At 66.6% G+C, this 23,853-nt stretch carries 22 protein-coding genes, 1 tRNA gene and 1 pseudogene; 7 read left to right on the top strand and 17 right to left on the bottom strand.

The window, feature by feature from the left end; genetic code table 11:
* The gene (locus BTO20_RS12845; protein WP_087076373.1) at positions 1–711 is read right to left on the bottom strand and encodes a sensor domain-containing protein; all 711 of its coding nucleotides are present in this window, start codon (positions 709–711) and stop codon (positions 1–3) included.
* 293 nt (positions 712–1,004) lie between these two features.
* Between BTO20_RS12845 and BTO20_RS12840 the strand changes: the two genes are divergently transcribed.
* The gene (locus BTO20_RS12840) at positions 1,005–1,565 is read left to right on the top strand and encodes a thiaminase II/PqqC family protein (protein WP_087082017.1); all 561 of its coding nucleotides are present in this window, start codon (positions 1,005–1,007) and stop codon (positions 1,563–1,565) included.
* 154 nt (positions 1,566–1,719) lie between these two features.
* On the opposite strand, the gene BTO20_RS12835 is transcribed toward BTO20_RS12840, so the two are convergent.
* Positions 1,720–1,793: transfer RNA gene (locus BTO20_RS12835), tRNA-Ile, on the bottom strand.
* A gap of 122 nt (positions 1,794–1,915) precedes the next feature.
* Here BTO20_RS12835 and BTO20_RS12830 point away from each other — a divergent pair.
* Complete coding sequence (locus BTO20_RS12830) at positions 1,916–3,121, top strand: serine hydrolase domain-containing protein (protein ID WP_087076372.1); 1,206 nt, start codon at positions 1,916–1,918, stop codon at positions 3,119–3,121.
* 80 nt (positions 3,122–3,201) lie between these two features.
* Here the strand turns inward: BTO20_RS12830 and BTO20_RS12825 are convergent, their stop codons facing one another.
* Genes BTO20_RS12825 through BTO20_RS12815 form a run of 3 tightly spaced genes read right to left on the bottom strand, consistent with a single transcriptional unit; the run spans position 3,202 to position 6,849 of the window.
* The gene (locus BTO20_RS12825) at positions 3,202–4,017 is read right to left on the bottom strand and encodes a carboxymuconolactone decarboxylase family protein (protein ID WP_087082015.1); all 816 of its coding nucleotides are present in this window, start codon (positions 4,015–4,017) and stop codon (positions 3,202–3,204) included.
* Between the two features lie 25 nt (positions 4,018–4,042).
* Positions 4,043–5,404 (bottom strand): metallopeptidase TldD-related protein, encoded by a 1,362-nt coding sequence (locus BTO20_RS12820; protein ID WP_087076370.1) that lies wholly within the window; start codon positions 5,402–5,404, stop codon positions 4,043–4,045.
* On the bottom strand, positions 5,401–6,849 hold the full coding sequence (locus BTO20_RS12815; RefSeq protein WP_408632194.1) for a TldD/PmbA family protein: 1,449 nt from the start codon (positions 6,847–6,849) through the stop codon (positions 5,401–5,403). Before BTO20_RS12815 ends, BTO20_RS12820 begins: the two co-directional genes overlap by 4 nt.
* A gap of 125 nt (positions 6,850–6,974) precedes the next feature.
* On the opposite strand from BTO20_RS12815, the gene BTO20_RS12810 reads away from it, so the two are divergent.
* From BTO20_RS12810 to BTO20_RS12800, 3 genes are all read left to right on the top strand, one after another.
* Positions 6,975–8,639: a sulfatase-like hydrolase/transferase gene (locus BTO20_RS12810; protein ID WP_087076366.1), complete on the top strand. Its 1,665-nt coding sequence runs from the start codon at positions 6,975–6,977 to the stop codon at positions 8,637–8,639.
* A gap of 76 nt (positions 8,640–8,715) precedes the next feature.
* On the top strand, positions 8,716–9,702 hold the full coding sequence (locus tag BTO20_RS12805; RefSeq protein ID WP_087076364.1) for an NAD-dependent epimerase/dehydratase family protein: 987 nt from the start codon (positions 8,716–8,718) through the stop codon (positions 9,700–9,702).
* A 54-nt stretch (positions 9,703–9,756) separates the two neighbouring features.
* Entirely contained in the window at positions 9,757–10,746 is a 990-nt protein-coding gene (locus tag BTO20_RS12800) for a glycoside hydrolase family 6 protein (RefSeq protein WP_232491220.1), read from the top strand.
* A 32-nt stretch (positions 10,747–10,778) separates the two neighbouring features.
* Here the strand turns inward: BTO20_RS12800 and BTO20_RS12795 are convergent, their stop codons facing one another.
* The gene (locus BTO20_RS12795; RefSeq protein WP_198344366.1) at positions 10,779–11,444 is read right to left on the bottom strand and encodes a nitroreductase; all 666 of its coding nucleotides are present in this window, start codon (positions 11,442–11,444) and stop codon (positions 10,779–10,781) included.
* 126 nt (positions 11,445–11,570) lie between these two features.
* Between BTO20_RS12795 and BTO20_RS12790 the strand changes: the two genes are divergently transcribed.
* The gene (locus BTO20_RS12790; protein ID WP_232491129.1) at positions 11,571–12,083 is read left to right on the top strand and encodes a DinB family protein; all 513 of its coding nucleotides are present in this window, start codon (positions 11,571–11,573) and stop codon (positions 12,081–12,083) included.
* 12 nt (positions 12,084–12,095) lie between these two features.
* Here the strand turns inward: BTO20_RS12790 and fahA are convergent, their stop codons facing one another.
* The 5 genes from fahA to BTO20_RS12765 form a co-directional block, all read right to left on the bottom strand.
* Entirely contained in the window at positions 12,096–13,373 is a 1,278-nt protein-coding gene (fahA, locus tag BTO20_RS12785) for a fumarylacetoacetase (RefSeq protein ID WP_232491128.1), read from the bottom strand.
* On the bottom strand, positions 13,370–14,692 hold the full coding sequence (gene hmgA, locus BTO20_RS12780; RefSeq protein ID WP_087076360.1) for a homogentisate 1,2-dioxygenase: 1,323 nt from the start codon (positions 14,690–14,692) through the stop codon (positions 13,370–13,372). Before hmgA ends, fahA begins: the two co-directional genes overlap by 4 nt.
* Positions 14,692–15,909 (bottom strand): 4-hydroxyphenylpyruvate dioxygenase, encoded by a 1,218-nt coding sequence (gene hppD, locus BTO20_RS12775; RefSeq protein ID WP_198344365.1) that lies wholly within the window; start codon positions 15,907–15,909, stop codon positions 14,692–14,694. Before hppD ends, hmgA begins: the two co-directional genes overlap by 1 nt.
* Positions 15,910–15,992: 83 nt before the next feature.
* On the bottom strand, positions 15,993–16,589 hold the full coding sequence (locus tag BTO20_RS12770; RefSeq protein ID WP_087076356.1) for a GNAT family N-acetyltransferase: 597 nt from the start codon (positions 16,587–16,589) through the stop codon (positions 15,993–15,995).
* Entirely contained in the window at positions 16,586–17,809 is a 1,224-nt protein-coding gene (locus tag BTO20_RS12765; protein WP_087076354.1) for a DUF6986 family protein, read from the bottom strand. Before BTO20_RS12765 ends, BTO20_RS12770 begins: the two co-directional genes overlap by 4 nt.
* Before the next feature lie 154 nt (positions 17,810–17,963).
* On the opposite strand from BTO20_RS12765, the gene BTO20_RS12760 reads away from it, so the two are divergent.
* A complete protein-coding gene (locus tag BTO20_RS12760; RefSeq protein ID WP_087076352.1) occupies positions 17,964–18,254 on the top strand; it encodes a Dabb family protein in 291 nt (96 codons plus the stop codon).
* Here BTO20_RS12760 and mddA read toward each other — a convergent pair.
* The 6 genes and pseudogenes from mddA to otnC all read right to left on the bottom strand — a co-directional run bounded on the left by mddA (position 18,193) and on the right by otnC (position 23,842).
* Entirely contained in the window at positions 18,193–18,990 is a 798-nt protein-coding gene (mddA, locus tag BTO20_RS12755; protein ID WP_157680209.1) for a methanethiol S-methyltransferase, read from the bottom strand. The genes BTO20_RS12760 and mddA overlap by 62 nt on opposite strands.
* Before the next feature lie 48 nt (positions 18,991–19,038).
* Complete coding sequence (locus BTO20_RS12750; protein WP_087076350.1) at positions 19,039–20,700, bottom strand: HD domain-containing phosphohydrolase; 1,662 nt, start codon at positions 20,698–20,700, stop codon at positions 19,039–19,041.
* The gene (locus BTO20_RS12745) at positions 20,636–21,382 is read right to left on the bottom strand and encodes a hypothetical protein (RefSeq protein ID WP_087076348.1); all 747 of its coding nucleotides are present in this window, start codon (positions 21,380–21,382) and stop codon (positions 20,636–20,638) included. Before BTO20_RS12745 ends, BTO20_RS12750 begins: the two co-directional genes overlap by 65 nt.
* Positions 21,383–21,431: 49 nt before the next feature.
* Positions 21,432–21,599 (bottom strand): annotated as a pseudogene (locus BTO20_RS40465) (TetR family transcriptional regulator); the annotation flags it as partial.
* A gap of 29 nt (positions 21,600–21,628) precedes the next feature.
* Positions 21,629–23,050, bottom strand: coding sequence for an APC family permease (locus BTO20_RS12735; protein ID WP_157680208.1), 1,422 nt, complete (start codon positions 23,048–23,050; stop codon positions 21,629–21,631).
* A 168-nt stretch (positions 23,051–23,218) separates the two neighbouring features.
* Positions 23,219–23,842, bottom strand: a complete 624-nt coding sequence (gene otnC / locus BTO20_RS12730; RefSeq protein ID WP_232491126.1) for a 3-oxo-tetronate 4-phosphate decarboxylase — start codon at positions 23,840–23,842, stop codon at positions 23,219–23,221.
* Positions 23,843–23,853: the final 11 nt, after the last annotated feature.

Raw genomic sequence — 23,853 nt, 5'->3', positions numbered from 1 at the left:
CTAGGGTTTCTGCCACGGCGGTTTCTCGACCCGTGCGGCAATCTGCTGGGCGATCTTGACCGCCGAATCCGCCGGGTTCGCGCTGCACGTGTTGACGTCGACCACCACGTTGTTGTGCGCGGTCAGGGCCCGGCCACAGGCCCAGCCACCCGCCTGCGCGTTGGACTGGGTGCTGACGGTGCTCAGCATGCCGTCCTTGTCGGAAATCGGTGCCACGTCCCACTGTGTGCCCGACTGTGTGTGGCTGTAGTGCGTGCACGCAGGCCACTGTTTGGCCGACGCGTCGTAGAACGCCTTGGCCTGGTCGGCGTTGCCGTAGAGAACCACCGCCTGGTGGGCGTAATGGACGAAGGTGTCGGGCTCCCTCATGGTCACATCAAGCACGTTGGTGTAACCACTGTCGGCATAGATGGGCGCCTGCACCGCGCCGTCGATGGCCAGACAGCTCCGGGGCTCCATCGTCGAGCTGTCGTCGGACATTTCGGTGGTGGTCGATGTGACGACCATCCCCCCGGCCGCCATCGTCGCGTTGATCTCCTCCGGCGAAAGCAGCAAGGCGGGCAGGATCTTTGGGGCCAGCGGCAGCGGAGCGAACGACGTGATCATCGGCGTGGTCGGCGTTTTCGCGGCCGGTTGTTCCTGTGACTGGCCACAGCCCGCCGCAAGGATGCAAACAGCACTGACGGTGATCGCGGTTGCCACAAAGCGCATGTGTCGTCCCCTATGTCTGCGCCAGCACATCTGAGTCGCGGTGACTATTTTCCTACTCTGGATGACTCCAGGGAAACAACAAAGTCACCTTCACCGCGGGACATCCCACACGACAGGTGAAGACTTTGCGAAACCGTTACCGAATCACCATCAATTGGGCGGCGGTGGGTCAACGCCTTCTCCGCGCGAAAAATTGTGCGCGACAACGAGGATTGACAGCTGTCCGCCGTGGCGTCGCCGCGATCTCGGAGGTGTCGACCATGCCCCAGCGCGCCACGACTAAAGTGCATGCAGTGTTCGATGACCTCTGGACTGCCGCAACCCAACACGCCTTCCTGGAGGCCGTACGCGATGGCACCGTTTCCAATTCGGCATTCGACCGATGGCTCGCACAGGACGCGCTGTTTGTCGCTGACCTGCTGACCTTTCAAGCGCGACTGCTGGCACGGGCGCCCAGGCAGGCACAGACGGTTCTCGTCGGCGGGTGCTCGGCACTTGTCGCCGAACTGGACTGGTTCGAAGATCAGGCCGCGCGGCGCCACATCGACCTGCCGGCCGCACCGCTACCGGTGACGCTGGCCTACCGGGAACTGCTGCAACGGCTCGACACCCAGCCCTTCGAGGTGGCCGTCACCGCGCTGTGGGTCATCGAGCGGGTCTACCTGCTGGCCTGGACGCACGCGGCGTCGCCGACCTCGCCGTTCGGGGAGTTCGTCGAGCATTGGACGGTGCCGGAATTCGCCGCCTACGTCGATGGTCTAGCCGCGCTCAAGGAGGACGGGCACGACTCGTTGGTGGCCGAGGTGCTCCAGCTCGAAGTGTGGTTCTGGGACATGGCGCTGGAAACGTCATGACAGCCACCGCTCGGCAAATGCGCTATCAAATGCTGGTGTGACAGCTGTGGCTCAAGCTGCACGCCTTGCGTAGCGGGCCGCCCGCCGAGTGCGGGAAAGAGTCTGCGGAACTGAGGGATTCAGCACGTCGCCAAGGATCAACGCCGAACGTGGGTGGGGCGGGCGGGGCTCGAACCCGCGACCAATGGATTATGAGTCCACGGCTCTAACCGACTGAGCTACCGCCCCGGGCGCAGCTGCGCGGTACCTATGGTCCCACACCGTCGTCGGCGGGCGACCGGAGGCCGCAGGCAAGCACCCGCGAATCACCATTCACACTCGTCCAGGGCCGCGACGCGCGACCATGATGCATGACCGCATTGCGGCTCGTCCTGGCGGCGTGCCTGACCGTGGCAATCGCCGGGTGTTCGACGACGCGGACCGCGGCGCTCAAGGCCATCGGCCCCGCGCAGTTCCAGACGGCGGTGCAAGATGCGGCCGCCAAGCTTCAGGTACCCGGCGCACTGGTACTGGCGCAGACGCCGCAGGGCACGTTCACCGCGAAGGTCGGCACCACCGAACTCGGCGCTCAGACCCCGCCGCAACCCGATACGCACTTCCGGATCGCCTCCAACACCAAGACCATGACGGCCGCGCTGATCGTGCTGCTTGCCCAGGACGGCAAGCTCACCCTCGACGCCCCGATATCGGCCTACGTCCCAGGGGTGCCCAACGGCGAGAAGATCACGCTCGCAGACCTGTTGACGATGCGCAGCGGGCTCTACTGCTACACCGACGCGCCGGAGCTCTCGACAGCGCTCGACACCGACCCGGCCAAGGCGTGGACACCGCAGGAGGTGCTGGCGATCGCGTTTGCGCACCCGCCGAGCGGCCCGCCGGACCAGGCCTACGAGTACTGCAACACCAACTACGCCCTGCTGGGCCTGGTCGCCGAGAAGGTCGCCGGGCGCCCACTGGCCGAGCAGTTGCATGACCGCCTGTTCGCTCCGTTCGGTATGCCGGGCACCACGCTGCCCGCCACGAACGACACGACGCTTCCCGAACCATATGCGCACGGCTACATGTACGGAACGACGCTGTACGCCATGGTCGACGAGGAGTATCCGGCTGACATGGTCGCCGCAGCACGAGCAGGCACCCTGCAGCCCGTCGAGTACACCCACCAGAATCCGTCGTACGCCCAGGCAGCCGGCGGTGCCATCTCCACCGCCGCCGATCTGGCCACCTGGATGCGAGCCTTGGTGACCGGCAAGGTCTTCAACGCCGACTACCACCAGCAGTGGCTGAACAGCCTGCGGCCCGAGGACCCGGCCAAACCGGACGGTCAGCGGTACGGCTACGGCATCAGCTACCAACGCTACGGGCCGCAGGCCGCGATGTACTACCACGGCGGAGAGATGCCCGGCTTCAACTCGTTCATGGGGTTCGACCCGGATAACGATGTGGCGCTGGTCATTTGGACGAACCTGACGCTGTCGCCGGACGGCAGGACGACCGCCAACGCGCTGGTACCCACCGCGCTGAACGAGATCTACGCGGGCCTCGATCTCGGCTGAACCCACCTGGCTGCGCCGACACTACGGTTTGTGGCGCGGAATCGCCGAAATCACGCCACAAACCGTCGTGTCGGCGGGCCTCAACCGTAGATCGGTTGTCCGTCGTCGCCGAGCCGATACTGCTCGGTGCCGTCGGCCACGCGGGCCCCGTCCGCACCGAGCGCCACCGCCACCTTGTTGTACCCGTTGCGCATCACGTCGAGGGTGAGCTCGATCGCCTCGTCGAGGGAGAAGTGTTGGCGCAGTTCCTCTCCCGAAACCTGCGCGGGTGTCCAGATCAGCGCGTCGACATACCGCAACGCGGCCTTGTGCCGCGCCGACAGATCGGATTGCTCGTAGTGGTCGATCTCGTCGTACACCGACTCGCATCCGCCGGCTTCCAGCGCACCGGAATCGCGCAGCGACTGGCACAGCCGGCAGTTGTGCTGGCGGGCCCCGCGTAGCCGAACGATCTCGGAGGTCACCGGATCGACCGAGCGCATCCGGCCCACCGCGGGCAGGAAGACATTCATCACGAAGTCGGCCGGTTGGCTGTCGTGGTCCCAGCCGGCCGGCTGCAGGGGCACGTCCACGCCGAGCGAGCGCAGCCCGGCGTGCACCCGCGGGACGAAGTCCGCGATGTAGATCAGGGTGGCCACGGTGAAGACCTCAGAGCCCAGCAGGTCCACGATCGCGGCCCGCTGGGCGTTGCTGATCCCGGTCACGTCGATGCTGAACTGCTCGGCGAACTCGCTCACCATGGGATCGACGGCGCCGCCGGTGGTTTCCGCCGGCAAGGGTGCCAGCCCGACGGTCATGGCGCACACATCGCGGATATCGGCGTTGATATCGGCCAGTTTCGGCGGCGACAGCGCCACCAAACGTGTCAATTCACTGCACACACCGGCAGTATCCATCACCGGTGCCGCCGCCACGCCGGATTTACTGAGCCTGGCTTACTGACGACATGTGGAAGTCGGGGATCCGCAGGGTCGGCATCGCCGCCCGAGTGGCCCAATCGCCCCATTCGCGTGGCAGGGTCACCTCGCTGACGCCGGCCTCGGTGGCCCGCCGCAGCAGGCCCAGCGGGCTCTCGTTGAACCGGAAGTTGTTGACCGCCGCGGTGACCTCGCCGTCCTCGATCAGGTAGACGCCGTCACGGGTCAGCCCCGTCAACAGCAGCACCGTCGGGTCCACCTCGCGGATGTACCACAGCGTGCTGAGCAAGAGCCCACGCTCGGTGCCGGCGATCATGTCGGCCAGTTCCACCGATCCCCCGGTCATGAGCAGGTTGTCGGCCGGCGCGGCCACCGGGGCGCCGTACTCGGCGGCGGCAGCACGCGGATACGCCAGCGCGTCGATCACCCCGTCGCGAATCCAGTCGACCCGGCCGATGTCCATCCCGTTGTCGAAGATCGACGTCCGCTCCGACGAGCTGGGGACCGCCACAAACGGTTGGCACGCCAGCGATTCCGCATGCGGGTCGGAGTACAGCGTCAGTCCCAGGTCGGTGAGCCGCTCCCCCACCCGGGTGCCACCGGGCGCCGACAGTGCGGTGCGGCCTTCCTGCGCGCCACGGCCGTCCATGGTCCAGGTCAGGTAGATCATCATGTCCGCGACTGTGGACGGCGGCATGATGGTCTCGTAGCGCCCGGCCGGCAGCTCGACGGTTCGCGACGCCCAGCCGAGCCGCAACGCCAGATCGTCGAGCAGCGAATCGACCGGAACCGCAGTGAAATCCGGCGTGCTGAGGCCGGCCCAGGCACTGGCTCCGTCCCGCTTGGCGTTGATCTCCACTGATCCGGTCGGCTGGGTGTAGCGACGACGCAACCCGCCGGAGGTCGCCACGAACGTCGTCTCCACCACGTGCCGGGCATAGCCGTAGAGCCGGTCCGATCCGCCGAAGCCACGCGCCAGGTCGGCGGCAACGCCGGCGAACACCTGCGCACCGGTGCCCGGCACGGGCTCATCCCAATCGGCGGGCCCGCCGTCGGGCGGCAACGGCGGCGCCGCGTCGCGCGCGGGAGGCGCGGCCTGCGCGGCAGCCTTGGCCGCGGCCACCAGATCCGGGATCACCGCCGGATCCACCTCGCTGGACTGCACCGACCCGACCTGGGCCTTGTCCCCTTGGCGCACAATCGATATCACGGTGGTGGTGCGGCTGATCGATTCCCCGTTGGTGGTCATCGAGTTACCCGCCCAGCGCAGCGCCGCGTCAGCGCGGTCGGTGACCAGCACGATGGTTTCGTTACCCGGGCCCGCGGCGGCCAGCGCGATGTCGACGACCTGTTGTGCGCCGATCATCGGCCTGCCTCCGTCCGGGTGTTGAGTACGTTGATGCCACGGAACAACGCGCTGGGGCAGCCGTGACTGACCGGCGCGACCTGGCCGGGTTGGGCCTTGCCGCAGTTGAACGCCCCACCAAGACGCCAGGTCGACGGTCCCCCAACGGCTTCCATCGAACCCCAGAAGTCGGTCGTGGTGGCCTGGTACGCGACGTCGCGCAGCTGCCCGTCCAACCGGCCGTCGCGGATGCGGTAGAACCGCTGCCCGGTGAACTGGAAGTTGTACCGCTGCATGTCGATTGACCAACTCTTGTCTCCGACGACGTAGATGCCGTCGGACACCCGGGCGATCAGGTCGTCGGTGCTGAGGTCCTCGGGGCCGGGCTGCAGTGACACGTTGGCCATCCGCTGGATCGGCACGTGGTGCGGCGAGTCGGCGTACGAGCATCCGTTGGACCGGGCCTGGCCGAGCCTCGGCGCGAACACGCGGTCCAACTGGTAGCCGACGAAGATGCCGTCGCGCACCAGGTCCCAGGATTGCGCCCGCACTCCCTCGTCGTCGAAACCGACCGTCGCCAAGCCGAATTCCACGGTGCGATCGGCCGTCACGGTCATCACCTCGGAGCCATAGCGCATGGTGCCGAGCTTGTCCGGGGTGGCGAACGAGGTGCCGGCGTAGGCGGCCTCGTAGCCGATCGCCCGGTCGTATTCAGTGGCGTGCCCGATCGATTCGTGAATGGTCAGCCACAGGTTGGAGGGATCGATCACCAGATCGGTGGGACCGGCGATCACCGACGGCGCCTTGGTCTTCTCGGCCAGCAGGCCCGGAAGCTCGGCCAGTTCGCCGCTCCAGTCCCACACCTCGTCGCCGGCGACCGCCTCCCACCCGCGCGCCGTGGGCGGTGCCAGGGTGCGCATGGTTTCGAAGGAGCCGACGGCAGCGTCGACGGCGATGGCTTCCAGGGTGGGCAGCACCCGCACCCGCTGCTGGGTGATGGACGAGCCGAAAGTGTCGGCGTAGAAGGTCTGTTCCTTGACTGCGTGCACGCCCGCGGACACGTGGTCGACGCCGTCGGCGGCCAGCAACCGCCCGGAGTACTCGTCGAGCAGGGCGATCTTCTCGGCGGACGGCACGAGGAACGGGTCGACTCCGTAGCTGGACACCCACGCCACGTCGCTGTAGACGGGCTCGGGTGCCAGCTCGATGCGTTCGGCGTTCAGCGGCGCGAGCGTCGTCGCCACGGCCACGGCCCGCCGCGCCGTCTCAGCCGCCACCGCGGGATCCAGCTCCGCGTGCGAAGCGAACCCCCAGGTGCCGTCCACGATCACCCGCACCGCCAGGCCGACCTCACGGTTGACCACCGCGGTCTCCAGTTCGCCGTCGCGGAGCTGGATGATCTCGGTGGTGATGCGGTGGATCCGCAGATCCGCGTAGCTGGCACCGGCGGCCAGCGCCGCCGACATGGCGGCATCGGCCAACGCGAACCGGGGCAACTCCAGGAAGTCGGCATCGACACGTCGCTGAGCTGTCACCTCTCCACGGTATCGACCCACTCCGACGCCCAGGATCGGCCCCTAATGTGACCTCTATGGCAAAAATCAGTCGGCGGGCGGTTCTGGGTGGCGCGGCGGTTGCCGGTGTGGCCGCGGCGGGGCTGGGAGGTTACGAACTGTTGCGCACGCCGGACGCCGCCTCGGGCAGCCGGCCCAACATCCTGGTCATCCTGGTCGACCAGATGCGCGCACCGCAGTGGTTCCCCGACGCTGCGCAGCTCGCAGCGCTGCTGCCGAACCTCGATGCGCTACGGGCACGCAGCACGGCCTTCGGCTCGCACTACAGCGCATCCAACATGTGCACCCCGTCGCGGGGAGTGCTGACCACCGGGCTGTACTCGCACCAGACCGGTTGCCTGTACACCGGAGAAGGTCCCACCGAGTCGACGCTGGCGGCCCGGTTTCCGACCTGGGGAACGATGCTGCGCGACGCGGGCTACCGCACGTGGTGGTGGGGCAAATGGCACCTCGGTCACGAAGCCGACAACACTCCCGACGGGCTGGACATCCACGGATTCTCCGGCGGCACATACCCGTCGCCCAACGGCGCTCCCAATCAGGGTCTGCAGCAGGACCCCTCGATCGTCGACCAGTTCGCCGGCTGGTTCGACGCCAACGCCACCGACGGCCCCTGGTGCACGACGGTGTCGCTGGTGAATCCGCACGACATCTGTTGGTGGCCGAAAAACCCTCTGCCCGAGGATGTCCCGCACTTCTTCAGCGCCAAGCCGCTCAATTTCGAGACCGCCGACGATCTGCGGCGCCGCGGTAAGCCCCAGTTGCAGATCGACTACATGAACTTCATGTCGCCGTTGATGACCGGTGCGCTGGACTACTCGGGGCCCGACGCGGCAGCGCAGTGGGCCAGGTGCCTCGACATGTACCTGTGGCTACACCAGCAGGTGGACATCCAGATCGGCCGGGTGCTCGACACCCTTGCGGCTCGGCCGGACATCGACAGCAACACCGTCGTCGTGTTCACCTCAGACCACGGGGAGTACGCCGGCTCACACGGTCTGCGCGGCAAGGGCGCCGCCGTCTATGACGAGAGCATCCGGGTGCCGCTCTACATCAGGGACCCGTCCGGGCACCTCACGCCGACGGCAGGCCAGGTACGGCCGCAGCTCACATCCAGCGCGGACCTGGCGCCGCTGCTGCTGACCATCGCGCACGGCGGTGCGGGTTGGCGCTCGGATTCCCGGTATTCGTACCTGGCGAGCCGTGCCGACATCGCCGGCATCGCCGCCGATGCCACCGCAGCCGGCCGGCGGTGGGTCGCACACGCCACCGACGACATGTCGGTCGAGGAGATGGCGGCGCTGCTGAGATCCCCGCTCGCACAGAAGGTTTTCGGGGCCGCCGCTCCCCCGACGAACATTCCTACCTCGGCGCCCAGCCACGTCGTCGCCGTACGCACGTCCGACGCCAAACTCGGCATGTACACGTACTGGAAGCCCGGCACCATGGACATCGACGCATCGCGGCCCATCCATCGCGAGTTGTACGACTACGCAACACCTTCGGGTGTTCAGGAACTCGACAACCAGGCGGGGCGCAGCCCGCAGCAGGCCGCGCTGCAGGGCCTGCTCGATCACGAGGTGCTGCCCGAACTCCGAGCCCCGTTGCCCGATTTCCTCGATGACGCGCAACAGCAGGGTTTGGCGAACATGAAGGAACTTGCTGCCCTGCGCGGAGGCTGACGCGCAAAGCGCTTCCCGGCAGCGCCGGACGTACTAGCGTCGTTGCGACAATCGTTGCTCGCTAGGAGGTTGGCGCATGCGCGTGTTGGTCACCGGCGGCACCGGATTCGTGGGCGGGTGGAGCGCAAAGGCGATCGCCGACGCCGGACATTCCGTGCGGTTTCTGGTGCGAAAGCCCGAGCGTCTGCACACCAGTGTCGGCCAGCTCGGCGTCGACGTTTCGGACTACGCCGTCGGCGACATCACCGATCGCGACTCCGTGCTGCGCGCGCTCGACGGCTGCGATGCCGTGCTGCACAGCGCCGCCCTGGTCGCCACCGACCCCGGCCAGACCGACCGCATGCTCAGCACCAACATGGCCGGTGCCCGCAACGTGCTGGGCGGGGCCGCGGAACTCGGCCTGGATCCGATCATCCACGTGTCGAGCATCACCGCGCTGTTCAACCCCGACGTCGACACGCTGCATGCCGACCTTCCGGTGTTCGGCGGGACCGACGGCTACGGCCGGTCGAAGGCGCAAGTCGAGATCTACGCCCGCGGCATGCAGGACGGTGGTGCCCCGGTGAACATCACCTACCCCGGCATGGTGATGGGTCCCCCGGTCGGCAACCAGTTCGGCGAGGCCGGCGAGGGCGTGGCCGCCGCCCTGCAACTCGGAGCGATTCCGGGACGCAGCGCAGCTTGGACGATCGTCGACGGTCGCGACCTGGCCGCCCTGCACGCCGCGCTGCTGCAATCCGGGCGGGGGCCGCGCCGCTACATGGCCGGCGGCCATCGCATTCCGGTGGACCGACTCGCGAAACTGCTGACCGAGGTCACCGGCAAGACACTGCTCGCCGTCCCGGTCCCCGACACGATGCTGCGTGCTGCGGGTCAGGTGCTCGATCGTCTTGGACCGTTCCTTCCGTTCGACACCCCCATCACCGAAGCCGGCATGCAGTACTACACCCAGATGCCGGCGTCCGACGACTCACCGAGCCGCCGCGACCTCGGCATCACCTACCGCGATCCACGCGTCACCCTCGCCGATACCGTCACCGGGCTGCGCCGCCTCGCCCGCTGAATACCAGGTGGGCGATTGGCGCTCACCGCCTCGTCCAAATATGTTTCTGGGGTGATTTCCTCTGCTGCCGGTGCAGTCGCGCGATGGATAGTCCCCACCCTGGCGGTCGCAGCCGTGGCCTTTATGGGCGTGACCGCCGAAACAGCGCAGGTCAGCAGCCCGGCAGTGCGCCTGGCCAGTGACGGCAACCCGCTGGCCGGGCAGACCTTCTACGTCAACCCTGACTCCAAGGCCATGCGGGCCGCCAAGGGTGCGGGTAGTCCGGAACTCGACGCCATCGCCAACACCCCGACGGCCTACTGGATGGACAACGTGTCGAGCCTCGCGGTCGACTCGAAGTACATCGCCACGGCGCAGGCGGCGGGCACCATGCCGATCCTGGCCCTCTACGGCATCCCGCATCGTGACTGCGGCAGCTACGCCGCGGGTGGGTTCGGCTCCGCGGATGCCTACAAGGGCTGGATCGACGGCGTCGCAGCCGCCATCGGCAGCGGTCCCGCCGCGGTCATCCTCGAACCCGATGCGCTGGCGATGGCCGATTGTCTGTCCGGCGCCCAGCGCCAGGAACGCTTCGACCTGATGAGCTACGCCGTCGATACGCTGACCCGCAACCCGGCCACCGCCCTGTACATCGACGCCGGGCACTCGCGCTGGGTGAGCGCCCCGGAGATGGCCAACCGGCTCAACCAGGTGGGCGTGGCCAAGGCACGGGGCTTCAGCCTCAACACCGCGAACTTCTTCACCACCGACGAGGAAATCGGTTACGGCGACGCGATTTCCGGGGCCGTCGGCGGCAAGCCCTACGTCATCGACACCTCGCGCAACGGCGCCGGGCCCGCAGGCGGCGACATGTACTGGTGCAACCCCAGCGGTCGTGCGTTGGGTGTGCCACCCACCACGGCGACCGGAAACGGAAACGTCGACGCCTTCCTGTGGGTGAAGCGGCCCGGGGAATCCGACGGCTCGTGCGGCACAGGGGAACCGTCCGCGGGCACCTTCGTCAACCAGTTCGCCGTCGACCTGGTGCGGAACGCGGGGCACTGACCCGATCGCCGGACAGGATCGGCGCGTTTGGGTTACCCGTCGATGAACGTAACCGTGTCGTCGAGCGGCGCCCGGCCGGTCCGGATGTAGTCGACGCCGACATCCTCGTAGCCGATCGACATGCCGCAGAACAGCATGAGTTCGGCTGGGGGCGAGACAATTTCGGCGACCGTGTGGTGAACCTGCGACCACGCCATCTGGGGGCAACTGTGCAGCCCCTCGGCGCGCAGCAGCAGCATGACGCTCTGCAGGTACATCCCGAGGTCCGCCCACTGCGCCAGGCCAAGGTCGCGGTCGATGTAGCAGAACAGTGCGGCGGGCGCGCCGAAACAATCCCAGTTGGCAATGGCGGCTCGCTGACGTGCCTCCCAATCCTCCCGGGCGATCCCGAGTGCGCTGTAGCGCTCGTTGCCGAACGCCGATCGGCGGTCCCGGTACGGCGACTTCATCGCAGGCGGGTACATCACGTATTCGCGGTCGTCCCACAGAACGCCGTCGGCCACCCGACCGGTGGCGCGCTTCTTGAGTTCCGCCAGTGGCTCGCCAGTCACCACGAAGATGTTCCACGGCTGGATGTTCGATCCTGACGGCGCCCACGATGCGGCGGTCAGCACTCGCTCCAGCGTCTCGCGCGGCACCTCTCTGCCAAGGAAGCCGCGTACCGCTCGTCGGCTCGTCACCGCCTCATATACATCCACGATCGGCCGCCTTCCTACAAGAACCTTTCCCACCTGCGAATCCAGCCTCCGGCTCGAGGTCCGCACGCGCACCCTCAACTGTTCGTAGTCGCTCGTCGTCAGCACGGCATGGCACCATCGGTGAGCGTGACGTCGATCCAGCGGCCCATGCCGCCACTGAATGCTGATGAGCGCACGACGCTGGAGAGTTGGCTGGACTTCTACCGCGCGACGTTGGCCGCCAAATGCGAAGGCCTCGACGACGAGCAATTGCGGGTCGCCTCGGCGCCACCGTCAGCGTTGACCCTCTTGGGCTTGGTACAGCACGCCGCGGAGGTGGAACGGAATTGGTTTCGCCGGGTGCTCACCGCGGAGCACGCGCCTCCGATCTTCGGCGCACGAGACCACCCCGAGGGCCACGACGGCGGTTTCGACGTATCGCCGGAGTCCTCGTACCGCGCGGCATTCGAGATCTGGCAGGACGAGATCAGCCGTGCACGCACCAACTGCGCGAGGCGTGCGCTCGATGACACCAGCCCGTTCATGGGCGGCGAGGTGAGCCTGCGCTGGATCTACACCCACATGATCGCCGAGTACGCCCGGCACTGTGGGCATGCCGACCTGATCCGCGAACGTATCGACGGTGTGGCCGGCGTCTGAGCCTCGCCGCGCTCAGCCGATCGGTGGTTGCACGATCCCGACGCACTCGCCGAACCCGATGGTGGCGAAGCCGGGGCGGCGGGCGTGTGCGGTCAACGTGATCTCGTCACCGTCTTCGAGGAAGGTGCGGGTCTCGCCGTTCGGCAGGGTGACCGGGTCTTTGCCGCCGCGGCTGAGCTCCATCAAGCTGCCCTCGGAGCCGGAGTGCGGGCCGGACAGGGTGCCGCTGCCGAACAGGTCGCCGGGCCGCAGGTCGCATCCATTGCTGGTGTGGTGGGTGATCATTTGTCCGACGCCCCAATACATGTGCCGACTCGATGAACGCGCGAGCACAGCCGGGGCATCTGCGCTCTCGCGCATGCGTGCGGTGCGGATGCGGACCTCGAGGTCGACATCGAGACCGCCGTGGTCACGGTGGGACGGGCTGTCGAGATAGGCCAGCGGTGGCGGATCGTCGACGGGCCGGCTCATCGGAATCCGGAACGGCGCCAACGCTTCCGGGGTGATCACCCACGGCGAGACGGTGGTGCCGAAGCTCTTCGCCAGGAACGGGCCCAGCGGCTGGTACTCCCAGGCTTGGACGTCGCGCGCCGACCAGTCGTTGAGCAGACAGTAACCGGCGACGTGGGTTTCGGCCTCATCGAGAAGCACCGGCTCGCCCAGACAATTGCCCGCTCCGATCCACACGCCCAATTCGAGTTCGAAATCCAACCGACGGGTCGGAGCGAACGCGGGTGTCTCTGACAGCTTGAGCTGCCCGTGCGGGCGGATGACCGGGGTGCCGCTGACGCGGACGCTGGATGCCCGGCCGTGATAGGCGATCGGGATCCACTTGTAGTTGGGCAGCAGCGGCGCGTCGGGCCGGAACAGCGCACCGATGTTGCGTGCGTGGTGGATACCGACGTAGAAGTCCGTGTAATCCCCGATGCGGGCAGGCAGCAGGACGTCGACTTCCGTTACCGGAGTGAGGAATTCAGCGACGGAACGCTGCTCCGGAGCGCCTTCGACGAGCAGTACGTGAAGGTCCTCGCGCAGTGCGATTCGCGGTGCAGCACCGAGAGCGAACAAGTCGTTGAGTGCGCCGCCCGCCGCGGCGCGAGCGGCGTCGCGGGCCGGCTCGGTGAGCAGCCCCGACGATGCGAGGGCGCGGAGGTCGAGGACCGCGTCGCCGATGCGGACCACACCGTGAGGTTCGTCGCCACTGCTGCTCACCACCCCGAACGGCAGGTTCTGCAAAGGGAAATCACTGTCGCGCCCCGCGGAGGGGACCCAGCTTCTCGGCGGAGTCACGGCCGGCTGGGGTCGAATCGCTTGGTCAGACCGCTCCAGCAGTCCGAATAGTCCAGCTGGCGTTGGACAACGTCGGCGGCGTAGCGCGTAACCCTCTGCGGAAAGCGGGTTTCGAACATGAACGCCAGTGTGTTCTCCTGTTTCACCGGCTTGAGCGTGGCAGTGCTGGCGGCTTCGAAGGCCTGGGCATCGGGCCCGTGCGGCATCATGCCGTTGTGCAGGCTGAAGCCGCCCGGCACAAAGCCGTCCGGTTTGGCGTCGTACACACCGTGGACGAGTCCCATGAACTCACTCATGACGTTCATGTGGTACCACGGCGGCCGGAAGGTGTCCTCGGCGACCATCCACCGTTCCGGGAAACAGACGAAGTCGACGTTGGCGGTTCCCGGGGTCTCGCTCAGCGAGGTCAGGACCGTGAAGATGGACGGGTCGGCGTGGTCGAACAGCACCGGGCCGACGGGCGAGAACCGCCGCATGTCGTACTTGTACGGCGCGTAATTCCCATGCCAGGCAACAACATCGAGCGGGCTATGGTCCAGTTCGGTCTGCCACAGCGCGCCGCCCCACTTGACGTAAAGGGTCGTCGGCACGTCGCGGTCCTCGTAGGCCGCAACGGGGGTCAGAAAATCGCGGGAATTGGCCAGGCAATTCGCACCGATCGGACCCCGTTCCGGCAGGGTGAATGACCCGCCGTAGTTCTCGCACAGATAGCCCCGAGCCGGGCCGTCGGGCACCTCGACGCGCAGCTTCACACCGCGCGGAATGACGACGATCTCGGCGGGTTGGGCGTCGATGATGCCGAATTCGGTCCAGAACCGGACCTTCCCCGTTTCGAGGACGAATAGCATCTCTGCATCGCCGTTGTAGAAGCTGCTGTCCACCATCGAGGAGGTGATGCAGTAGACGCTGCAGGCGAAACCCGTGCGGGTGCCGACGTCACCGCCGGTGCTGATCGTCCGCACGCCGGTGACGAACGTCGTGGTCTCGTCGGGTATCGGTAGTGCGTTCCAACGCATTTGGGCGATGGGCACGGGTGGGGCGTCATCGGGTGCGGACCGCCAATGGGCGACTCCTTCGGTCGGGCTGCCGGGACCGGTGGCCACGGCGGTGAACCGGCCCGAGTGGGCGACACTGGGCCGGATCCGATACAGCCAGGACCGCTCGTTGTGAGCGCGCGGCGCGGTGAACGGTGAACCACTCAGCTGCTCGGCGTACAGGCCGTAGGCGCAACGCTGCGGCGAGTTGCGGCCGACCGGCAGCGCCCCGGGTAGTGCTTCACTTTCGAAGGCGTTGCCGAAGCCGGACTGGTAGTCGGTCATCACAGATTGCCGCGCTTTTCCTGCTCACGCTCGATCGACTCGAACAGGGCCTTGAAGTTGCCCTTCCCGAAGCCGAGTGACCCGTGGCGTTCGATGAGCTCGAAGAAGACCGTCGGCCGGTCCCCCAGCGGCTTGGTGAAAATCTGCAGCAGATAGCCGTCCTCGTCCCGGTCGACGAGGATGCCACGCTTGTGCAGTTCCTCCACCGGGACCCGTACCTCGCCGATGCGGGCACGCAGTTGCGGATCCTCGTAGTAGGCGTCGGGGGTATCGAGGAATTGCACGCCGCGCTTGCGCAGCACATCGACGCTGTGCACGATGTCGTCGGTCGCCAGCGCCAGGTGCTGCGCCCCGGGCCCGCGATAGAACTCCAGGTACTCGTCGATCTGCGACTTGCGTTTGGCGACTGCCGGTTCATTGAGTGGGAACTTGACGCGGTGGTTGCCGTTGGCGACGACTTTCGACATCAGCGCCGAGTAATCGGTGGCGATGTCATCGCCGATGAACTCGGCCATGTTCACAAACCCCATGACCCGGCGGTAGAAGTCGACCCATTCGTCCATCTTGCCGAGTTCGACGTTGCCGACGATGTGGTCCAGCGCCTGGAACAGCCGCTCGGATGCGGCGCCGCCCTCGACGTGGGTGCTCGTCGCCGGTTGGTATCCCGGCAGGTAGGGACCGTTGTACCGAGCGCCGTTCACCTTGCGCTGGACGAGGGTGTGCCGGGTTTCCCCGTACGCCGCGATGGCCGCGACCCGCACGGTGCCGTGTTCGTCGGACAGGTCGTGCGGTTCCTCGAGTACCGTCGCACCGGCCCGTCGGGCCTGTCCGATGCACTTGTCGACGTCGGGGACCTCGAGCGCGATGTCGACGACACCGTCACCGTGCTTGGCCTGATGGGCTACCAGCGGGCTGTCGGGACTGACCGCGCCCTTCAGCACGAACCGGATGGAACCCGACCGCAGGACGAACGCCTTGTGGTCGCGGTTGCCGGTCTCAGGGCCCGAGTACGCGACCAACTCCATGCCCCAGGTGGACTGGTAGTAGCTGGCTGCCTGAGTGGCGTTGCCGACGACGAAAACGATGGCGTCCCAGCCATTGACGGGGAAAGGGTCGTTGCTCTGGTCGTACTCGACGAGGCCCACGAGCTGTCTGAGCTGGTTGAGGTCGAGCTCAGCCTGCTTTTCCTGCTCACTCAAATCGATCTGGTCGGTCATGATGGCATCCGTTCCATGCACCATGGTAGTTCCGGAACGACCAGGGTGGGCGCAGGCGCGGCCGGGACCGACGGCACGCCGCATCACCCGACCGGCAGTCTCCACATCGGATAAAGCGCCGGGCTGTCGGAGACGATCAACTCGCCCATGGTTTCGTAGCCGTGCCGTTCGTAGAGCTTCCGATTCTGCGGCGATGACGCCTCGAGATACGCGGGCATCCCCTCCTGATCCGCCTGCCCGAGTGCCGATGCCAGTAGCGCTGACCCGAGCCCCTGTCCCTGCGCCGCGGGGTCGATTCCCATGAAGTTCAGATACCAGCATGGTTCGGTGGGGTGGTGCGCGTCCAACGCCGCGAACAGCTCGGCCATTCTCGCCGTCGACTCCGCACCCCCCGTCGTCGCCAGCAGCCGTGCGGCGAGCGTCTCGGCATCAGCAGGCGGAACCAAGGACCCGCCGGGCGGAAGCCACAGTGCCGCCCCTTTGCCGGCACCGGCCACCCATATCTCTCCGTTACGCCAGAACGCCTCCACGAGCACCTCATAGAACAGGTGGCCGCAGCGGCGTCGTTGTTCGTCGTCGGGGACGATCCAGCGGAAGATCCGGTCGGCGAAGAATGCCTCGGACAAGACTCCCACGACCGCCGGAAGATCGGGCTGCGTCGCCCGGCGTGCTTGGGTCATGCGAACTTCCGATCCTTGAGTTTTCGCAGCACGTCGACGGTTGCGCCGGGCGCGAGGGCCACCACGTCGGCAGCGGTGAAGGCGCCGCAGTCCAGTCCCCGCAGCACCACCGCTGCCAGCGCCTCGGCCGTCGCCGGCTCGTCGACGATCGTCCCGCCGCGACGGTCCAGATAAGCCTGCAAGCGCGGTGCCGCCGCCGTCATCGCGGCACGGAAGAACGAGAATGTCGCGAGCCAGCGGGTCACCAGGTGACCGGGATACATGTCCCAGCCTTGGTAGAAGCCCCGTGCCAGCGACCGCGTGACCAGCCGGTGATGACGCCGGATCGCGTGCGCCACTTGGTCGTCGGAGCCGACGGGGGCGACCTGGGTGGATCCGTCGCATACCCACACACCGGTCTGCGCCGCCGCGACCTGCATGACGGCCTTGGCATGGTCGGCCACCGGATGGTCGAGCGCCTGATGCTGGGGTGCGATGCCACAGGCCGCGCTGTAGTCATAGGTGCCGTAATGCAGTGCGGTGCAGCGGCCGTCGGCACGTTGGATCGCCTGGGCCACGGTGGCGGTGCCGTCGGGGCCGAGTACCGCCTGCGGGCTCTCGATCTGCAACTCGAAGCGCAACGTGCGCTCCGGCAGGCCATGGGCTGATTCCAGGGCCTCACACAGCCATACCGCCGCGGTAACCTGCTCTGCAGCACGAAGTTTGGGAATCGTGAACACAAACCCGTCCGGCATGCCGCCGTCGAGGACACGCTCCAAGGTCCGCACAGAGCGCGGCCGCTCGGCGACAGTCAGCCCCTTGATCCGGATTCCCACGCTGTCGAGGCCGAGCGCGTGCAGCGTCTGACCGGCCCGCACCGCGTCGGCGTCCTCGATGTCGTCGGGGCGGCGACCGTACCCGTCCTCGAAGTCCAGCCTCAGATCCACGATCGGCGCGTCGGTGAGCCGCTGCCGTACCAGAGCCAGTTCGTCGGGGTCGCCCAATTCGGCGAACACGGTCGCATGACGGTCCATCAGGTCGAGCGCGGCCGTCCCCCACTGGCGTGGGGTGTCCGGTGAGGCATCCGATGCGCTCAGGTAGACGGTGTGCACGGGCTGGATATCACTGCGGTCACCGGGAAACCGGCTCGCCAGCTCCGCGTCGACCGTGGTGAGCAGCGCGTCGACGCGGGACAGGGTGTCCTGGTCAATCCGTGGGCGGTGTTGTGCTGGCACCGTCATATCGTCGCGCGTCGACGCGCTCTCGACAGGGGAAACGCCGCATCTTCGCCCACCACCGGCCGGTCACACGCGCAGTACGCCGATCGAGACGGCAGGCAGGCGGGCGATACTGTACCTCTGTCCGATAGCTCGACAGCAAAGGAGCAAGAGACCGATGTCGTTCACCCATATCGTGACGTTCAAATGGCAGGCGGATCAGTTCGATGATCAACCGGTTGCCGATGCACTCAACGGGTTGATCCCCAGCCTCGCGGGAGTGCAACGCTACGTGTGCGGGGCGGATATCGGCCTCTCCCCCGGCAGCTACGATTTCGCGGTCGTCGGCACCTTCGACAGTCGCGATCACTTCATCGCATACCGGGATCATCCGGAACACCGGCGCATCATCGACGAACTGATCGCGCCGAATGTAGACACGAGAACCGTTGTGCAGCTGGAGGACTGATCCTTTCGGCAGGCCGCCTGCCGGGGAACCGGGGCACCAGCATGGGCACCGTCTCGCGGTATGCGGCGTAGCGCGCGCCCAGCACTGCCAGCAGGTCGCGTTCCTCGAGCTGTATCGCCAGCAGAATCCAGCCGGTCGTGACGATTGCGAAGAGCAGATGCGCCGCCGTCATCGTGGGCGCCGCCCAGAACGCGACGATGAAGCCCAGGTTCAGCGGATGCCGGACGACGCGATAGAACAGCGTGGTGCGGAACCCGGTTTCTGCCTGTGGTCGCGCAGCGTTGAAAACCTGTCGCAGCCCGAACAACTCGAAATGGCTGATCATGAATGTGGATGCCAGCACGATCGCCCAGCCCAGCCAGAACAGCGCCCATGCCGCGATGCGGGCCGGCCGCCAGTCGATGTCCCACACCACGGCGGGTATCGACCGCCACTGCCACATCAGCAGCGCCAGCACCGAGCTGGCACAGAGCACGTAGGTGCTGCGTTCGACCGCCGTGGGTACGTAACGGGTCCACCACCTTTTGAATCCCGGGCGTGCCATCACGCTGTGCTGGGCGGCGAACAGCGTCATCAGAAGCACATCAACGACGACCGCGACGCCCACTGGCGCTACGACGGCGTCATCGACGCTGCGTGGGGTCAAGCCGCCCACGAAGCCGATTGCGTAGACGAACACGGCCAGGAACAGTGCGTAGCTCATCGCGCCGTAAGAGATTGCGAAATAACGGTTCATGACCACAAGGGTGGCCCGGGCAGCTCAGCGGCGAATGGGGCAATTGCCTCAACTTTCGAGCCCGCCGACCAGCCCGCGCTCCAGCGCGTACAAGCTGGCGCCGATCCGGTTCGAGACGCCGATCTTGGCATAGGTGCGTTCGACGTGATTGCGTGCCGTCTTCTCGCTGATCACCAGTTTTGCCGCGATCTCCTTGTTGCTCGCTCCTTGGGCGACCAGCCGCAGCACGTCGACTTCGCGCGCGGTCAGGCCGCCGGGACGTAGCGCGGCGCGTCGGCCGCGATGCCCGGCGGCGTGCAGGACCGCGTCGACGGCGACCTGGTCGAGTTCGCCGTCGCGCACCCGCGTGTGCAGCCTGCGCGCCGCGCCCTGCGCCGACAGCGGCTCGCGATACGGCCTGGGCTCGACGGCCGACTGATACGCCACCGCGGCGGCAACCAGCCGGTCGGGCATGGTCAGTTGCCGCGCGGTCAGTCCGCGCGGGTAGCCGCGGCCGTTGAGATATTCGTGATGGTTGGCGGCCACGGAGGCTACGCGCTGCAGGCCCGGGATGCGGTGCAGGATCCGCTCGGTGAGGTATGGGTGCAGACGTACCCGTTCGAACTCGGCGAGCGTCAAAGTGCTTGTCTTGGACCAGATTTGATTGGACACCCCGATTCGGCCGATGTCGTGAATGTGCGCCGCTCGGCGGGTGAGCGTGACCTCTGCGGCGTCGAGTCCCACGGTCGTGGCGGCATCCATCGCCAGTTGCCCGGTGGCACGCGAATGGCCAAGGGTGAAAGGGCATTTCAGGTCGACAAAGTCGCCGAGCGCGGTCAGTAGCTCGTCGAGTGCGGCCTCGTCGAGCCGGGCGTTCCGATCAGGAGCCTGGTGCAGAGCCATTGCCCAGACGTCGCCGTGGGTGGGGATGGCCAGCAGCGTGTCCGCATCGGCAACGAACGCGTCGACCACCGCCGGGTCGAACTGCCCACCGCGGCGGCTGCGCGCCATCGCCACCGCGCCGCCGGTGCCATATTCGCGGTCGTGCACCTCGACCATGTCGGCCAGTTGCGCGACCCGCATCTCGATCGGAATCGCCTCGCCCGACACCCCGCCGGGTAGGCCACCGCCGTCGAATCGTTCGAAGGTGTACCGCAGCGCCGTCTGCACCTCCGGCGCCAATCCGATCCGCTCGGCCAGCAGTGCAGCCGATGTGCAGTGCGAGTGGATGAGCTGCGAGATATGGCCCCGGGCATCGAGATACAGCGTCGAGATGGTCTTGAGCCGCTGCAACAGCGACGTCCCCTGGCCGACGTTGCTGAGCAGGAAACGCTGATACGGCAGACCCGACCAGTCGATGAGATAGGCGCTGCGGCGTACCGCGATGTCGTCGCCGAACCACCGGGCGTATTCGTGCGAGTCCGCGTGGCATCCGATCCACATGATCAGCGTCGCGTAGTAGACGCAGTCGCGCTGCAACGGCGGCAGACCGAGCCGGTCGGCGAGCCGGGTGGCGATCACCGCCGACCGCAACATGTGTTCGGTCGGTTGGCCGAGGCCCAGGTCGATGGCCACCGACAAGGCCGCGAGAACCTCCGCACGTGTCGGTAGCTCATCCGGGCAATCGGCAGTCACGTGCTGATTGTGCGCTCTGGCGCCGTCCGGGTCAGCGGGACAGCTCGAGTCCGTCACACCGGTGCCTGCCGACGTCGAACGTCTCGAAGCAGCCATGGCCGACGACACAGATGCCCCGCTGCGGCAGTCGGAAGTCTCCGAGGCAGGCTTGCTCGGTCAAAGACCTCGGCGCGCCGAGCTCCCTACCGTTCCATGTGGCTCTCGAATTGCGCACGGTCCACACCTTTTTGGGTGCAATCCGGTACCACTGACCGTTGGGTAGCGTTCCGGCGAGCTGTACTCGGCCCGTACCGAGCAGTGGGCCGACGGCTCGACTCATCGCCGCCTGCGTCGCCGTACTGCGCCACGCCGAGGCCGGCAGCGCGGAGCCGATTGCGGTAGCCAGCCGGGTCGCCGTCGTGCTCTGGATGTCCACCCACCAATCCAGCTGCCCGGCAATCGAAATGTGAAGCGACCACGGCGTGACCCAGGACGACCTGATGTCGCATTGAACCGGGGCGATCGGCGTGGCGGAGCTGAAATATCGCGAGCAGCTCTGCGGGCCCGGCGTCGTGGCGTAGAACGTCCACACGCCGTCCGGGTCACGGTGCCACACCGACCGGTAGCTCGGCGCAAACGAGCTTACCGGGAAATCGCGGAACGCCAGGTAATGCCCGCTGGCGAACGGCAGGCCCATCACGCCGAAACCGGCGACCCGTTCATCGCGGCCGGATGGAAGGCGAAGGTGGGCGGCGGCGGTTTCGGGGTCTGATCGGACCAGTGTGCGTCTTTGAGCCATGACCAGCAGCTTCGGCGGTCAACCCGACTCCACGCATGGGGCATCTGCCTCACAAACAGATCGCGCGCACCGCCGGCAAGATCAGGGTATCGATGACGTCTCGAACATGCTTGGCGTCCAACGACTGACCTCTGACGACCCGAAGCAGACCCATCGCCGTCAGCACGTCCGCGATAGCCGACCAGTCACGATGCGGTGATACCTCGCCGCGGGCCGCCGGTGACGTCCAGGCGCAGGGCACCAAAGTCAATGCGAGAGAGGCGTTTCCGTGACAACCCTACGGCCGATCCGGATAAAGATGTCGGGTCGCTTCGCTCGATAGAAGAGACCGAGCGCGACGCCCACGAGGCCACTACCCCACACCGCAGCCTGCAAGACCACCGCGTAGACGCCGGAGCCACCAGTGAGCGTCGAGAAGTTCATGATTCCCAGGACCAGCAGAACACTCATTGCCACCAGAGATACCGCCGGAGCCACGACAGACACCCACGGATTGACCGAATGTGCTCCCCGCTCACGTCTGAAGTAGGCGAGGACGGCAAGGCTGACAAGAGCGAACAAGATGAGGTATCCGTAGCCACCGGTGCCACCCATCTGACCGTAGACGAGCGACGGGTCCGAACCCGTTACGACGAAAGGCAGCAGCGCGATCAGAAACAGCACTCCCGCGGCGAAGGACGCATTGTGCGGTGAGTGGTGTTTCGGATGGACGGCACCCAGCTGTCTCGGGAGGACTCGGTCGACGCCGAGGGAGTAAATGTAGCGCGCCAGGATGCTGTAGATCGAGACCGTCGCCGCGAAGATCGACGTCAAGAGAAGGACGTTGGCGACGTCTACCAACCATGTACCGACCGACGCACCCAGTGCAGTCGTGAACATGCTGACCGGATCTGAATTGGCCAGTTCCTCAGCCTTGTCCGCCCCGAAGTACGAGACGATGCCCCACGAGGCGACGGAGTAAAAGACTCCGACGAAGCCGACCACCAACAATGTCGCCCGCCCGATGGTGCGGGCGGGATTCCTCACCTCCTCACGAAAGGCCGCCGTCCCCTCGAAGCCGTTGAAGAACAAGATTGCGAACAGCAGCCCCAGGCCCCACGATGCACCCGCGAGCGAACTCGACGAGAACGGTTGGAGAGATACGCCTCCCGTCTCGGATACCCTGCCGCCCCCAAAGATCGCCAGATCGAAGATGAGAACGACCACCACTTCCAGCGCCATCGCGACCAGCAGAACCTTGGCCGACACCTCGACATGCAGGTAACCGAAGACGCTCACAACGACCAACAGCATCAGCGTGTACCAGTACCAGCTGATACTGGGGCCGTGCAGTTCACTTGAGACGAAGTGCGCGGCGGCCACGCCGAAGAAGATGAACGACGACAGTCCGAGAAAGATGTAGACCGCGATCGCGACGAACCCCGCGCCGAGTCCCATCACGCGCCCGAGACCCGCCGCGACATAGGAGTAGAAGGCACCAGGATTGGGCATATGGTGCCCCATCGCCACGAAGCCGAGCGAGAAGATCGTGATCAGCACGGCGGCCATGAGCATCATCGCCGGAGCGGCAGGACCTCCGTACGCGATCAGGATGACGAGCCATCCCGCGACCGTCACCAACGGTGAGACGAATGCCATCACCAGGGCGAAGAGGCGGAACGTGCCCATTGATCCGCTCAATCCGGCAGTGTGTGAAGTGGAACCGCTTTCCACCGGCACACCTGAGACATTGGTTGTGTTTGGGTTCATTGCCCCGCCTTAGCTTGTAGAGGCACATCCACAAGATGACATGCCATGGGTCGGAATATCGATCGGATGGCCGGGTTCGTCCGTCGCCTAGGCGGTCGAAGGAAAGCGCCGGTGCAGATCTGCCACGTCCTCCTCCCCCAAGTACGCCGGAGAACGGCCCTCGAGCAGCAAGTACAGGCGCGCTGTCTCCTCGATCTCCTCCACTGCATCTACCGCATTCTCGAGCGACGCCGCCGCAGCGAGCGACCCATGGTTGCGCATCAACACCGACCGCGAGAGCTCCGTCGCTCGCACGACCTGTTTCTCCAGCTCGGCGCTTCCCGGTGCCGCGTAATCGATCAGCGGCAGCCGGCCGACGCGCATGACGAAATAGGGCGTGATCGGCGGCAGCGCGTCATCGGCATTCAGGTCCGGCAGACAGGAGACGGCGACGGCCGAAGTCGAATGCAAGTGCGCCACTGCGGTACACATCGGGTGGTGGCGGTAGAGCACGCGGTGTAAGACCAGCTCCTTGGACGGCCGGTCGCCCGCGATGTGCTGCCCGTCCAGCGTCGTCACCGCGAGCCGCGTCGCGTCGAGGCGGCCCAGACAGGCACCGGTCGGAGTGATCATGATCTGGTCGTCCGTCCGGACGCTGAGGTTTCCCGTCCGGCCCGGCGTCAGGCCCCGGTCGTACAGTGCCGCACCGAGTCGCACCATCTGGATCCGCACTGCGTCATCGA

The sequence above is a fragment of the Mycobacterium dioxanotrophicus genome, assembly GCF_002157835.1.
GTDB lineage: Bacteria > Actinomycetota > Actinomycetes > Mycobacteriales > Mycobacteriaceae > Mycobacterium > Mycobacterium dioxanotrophicus.
Note: the sequence above shows the minus strand (reverse complement) of the source record. Positions and strands in the feature narration are given on the sequence as shown.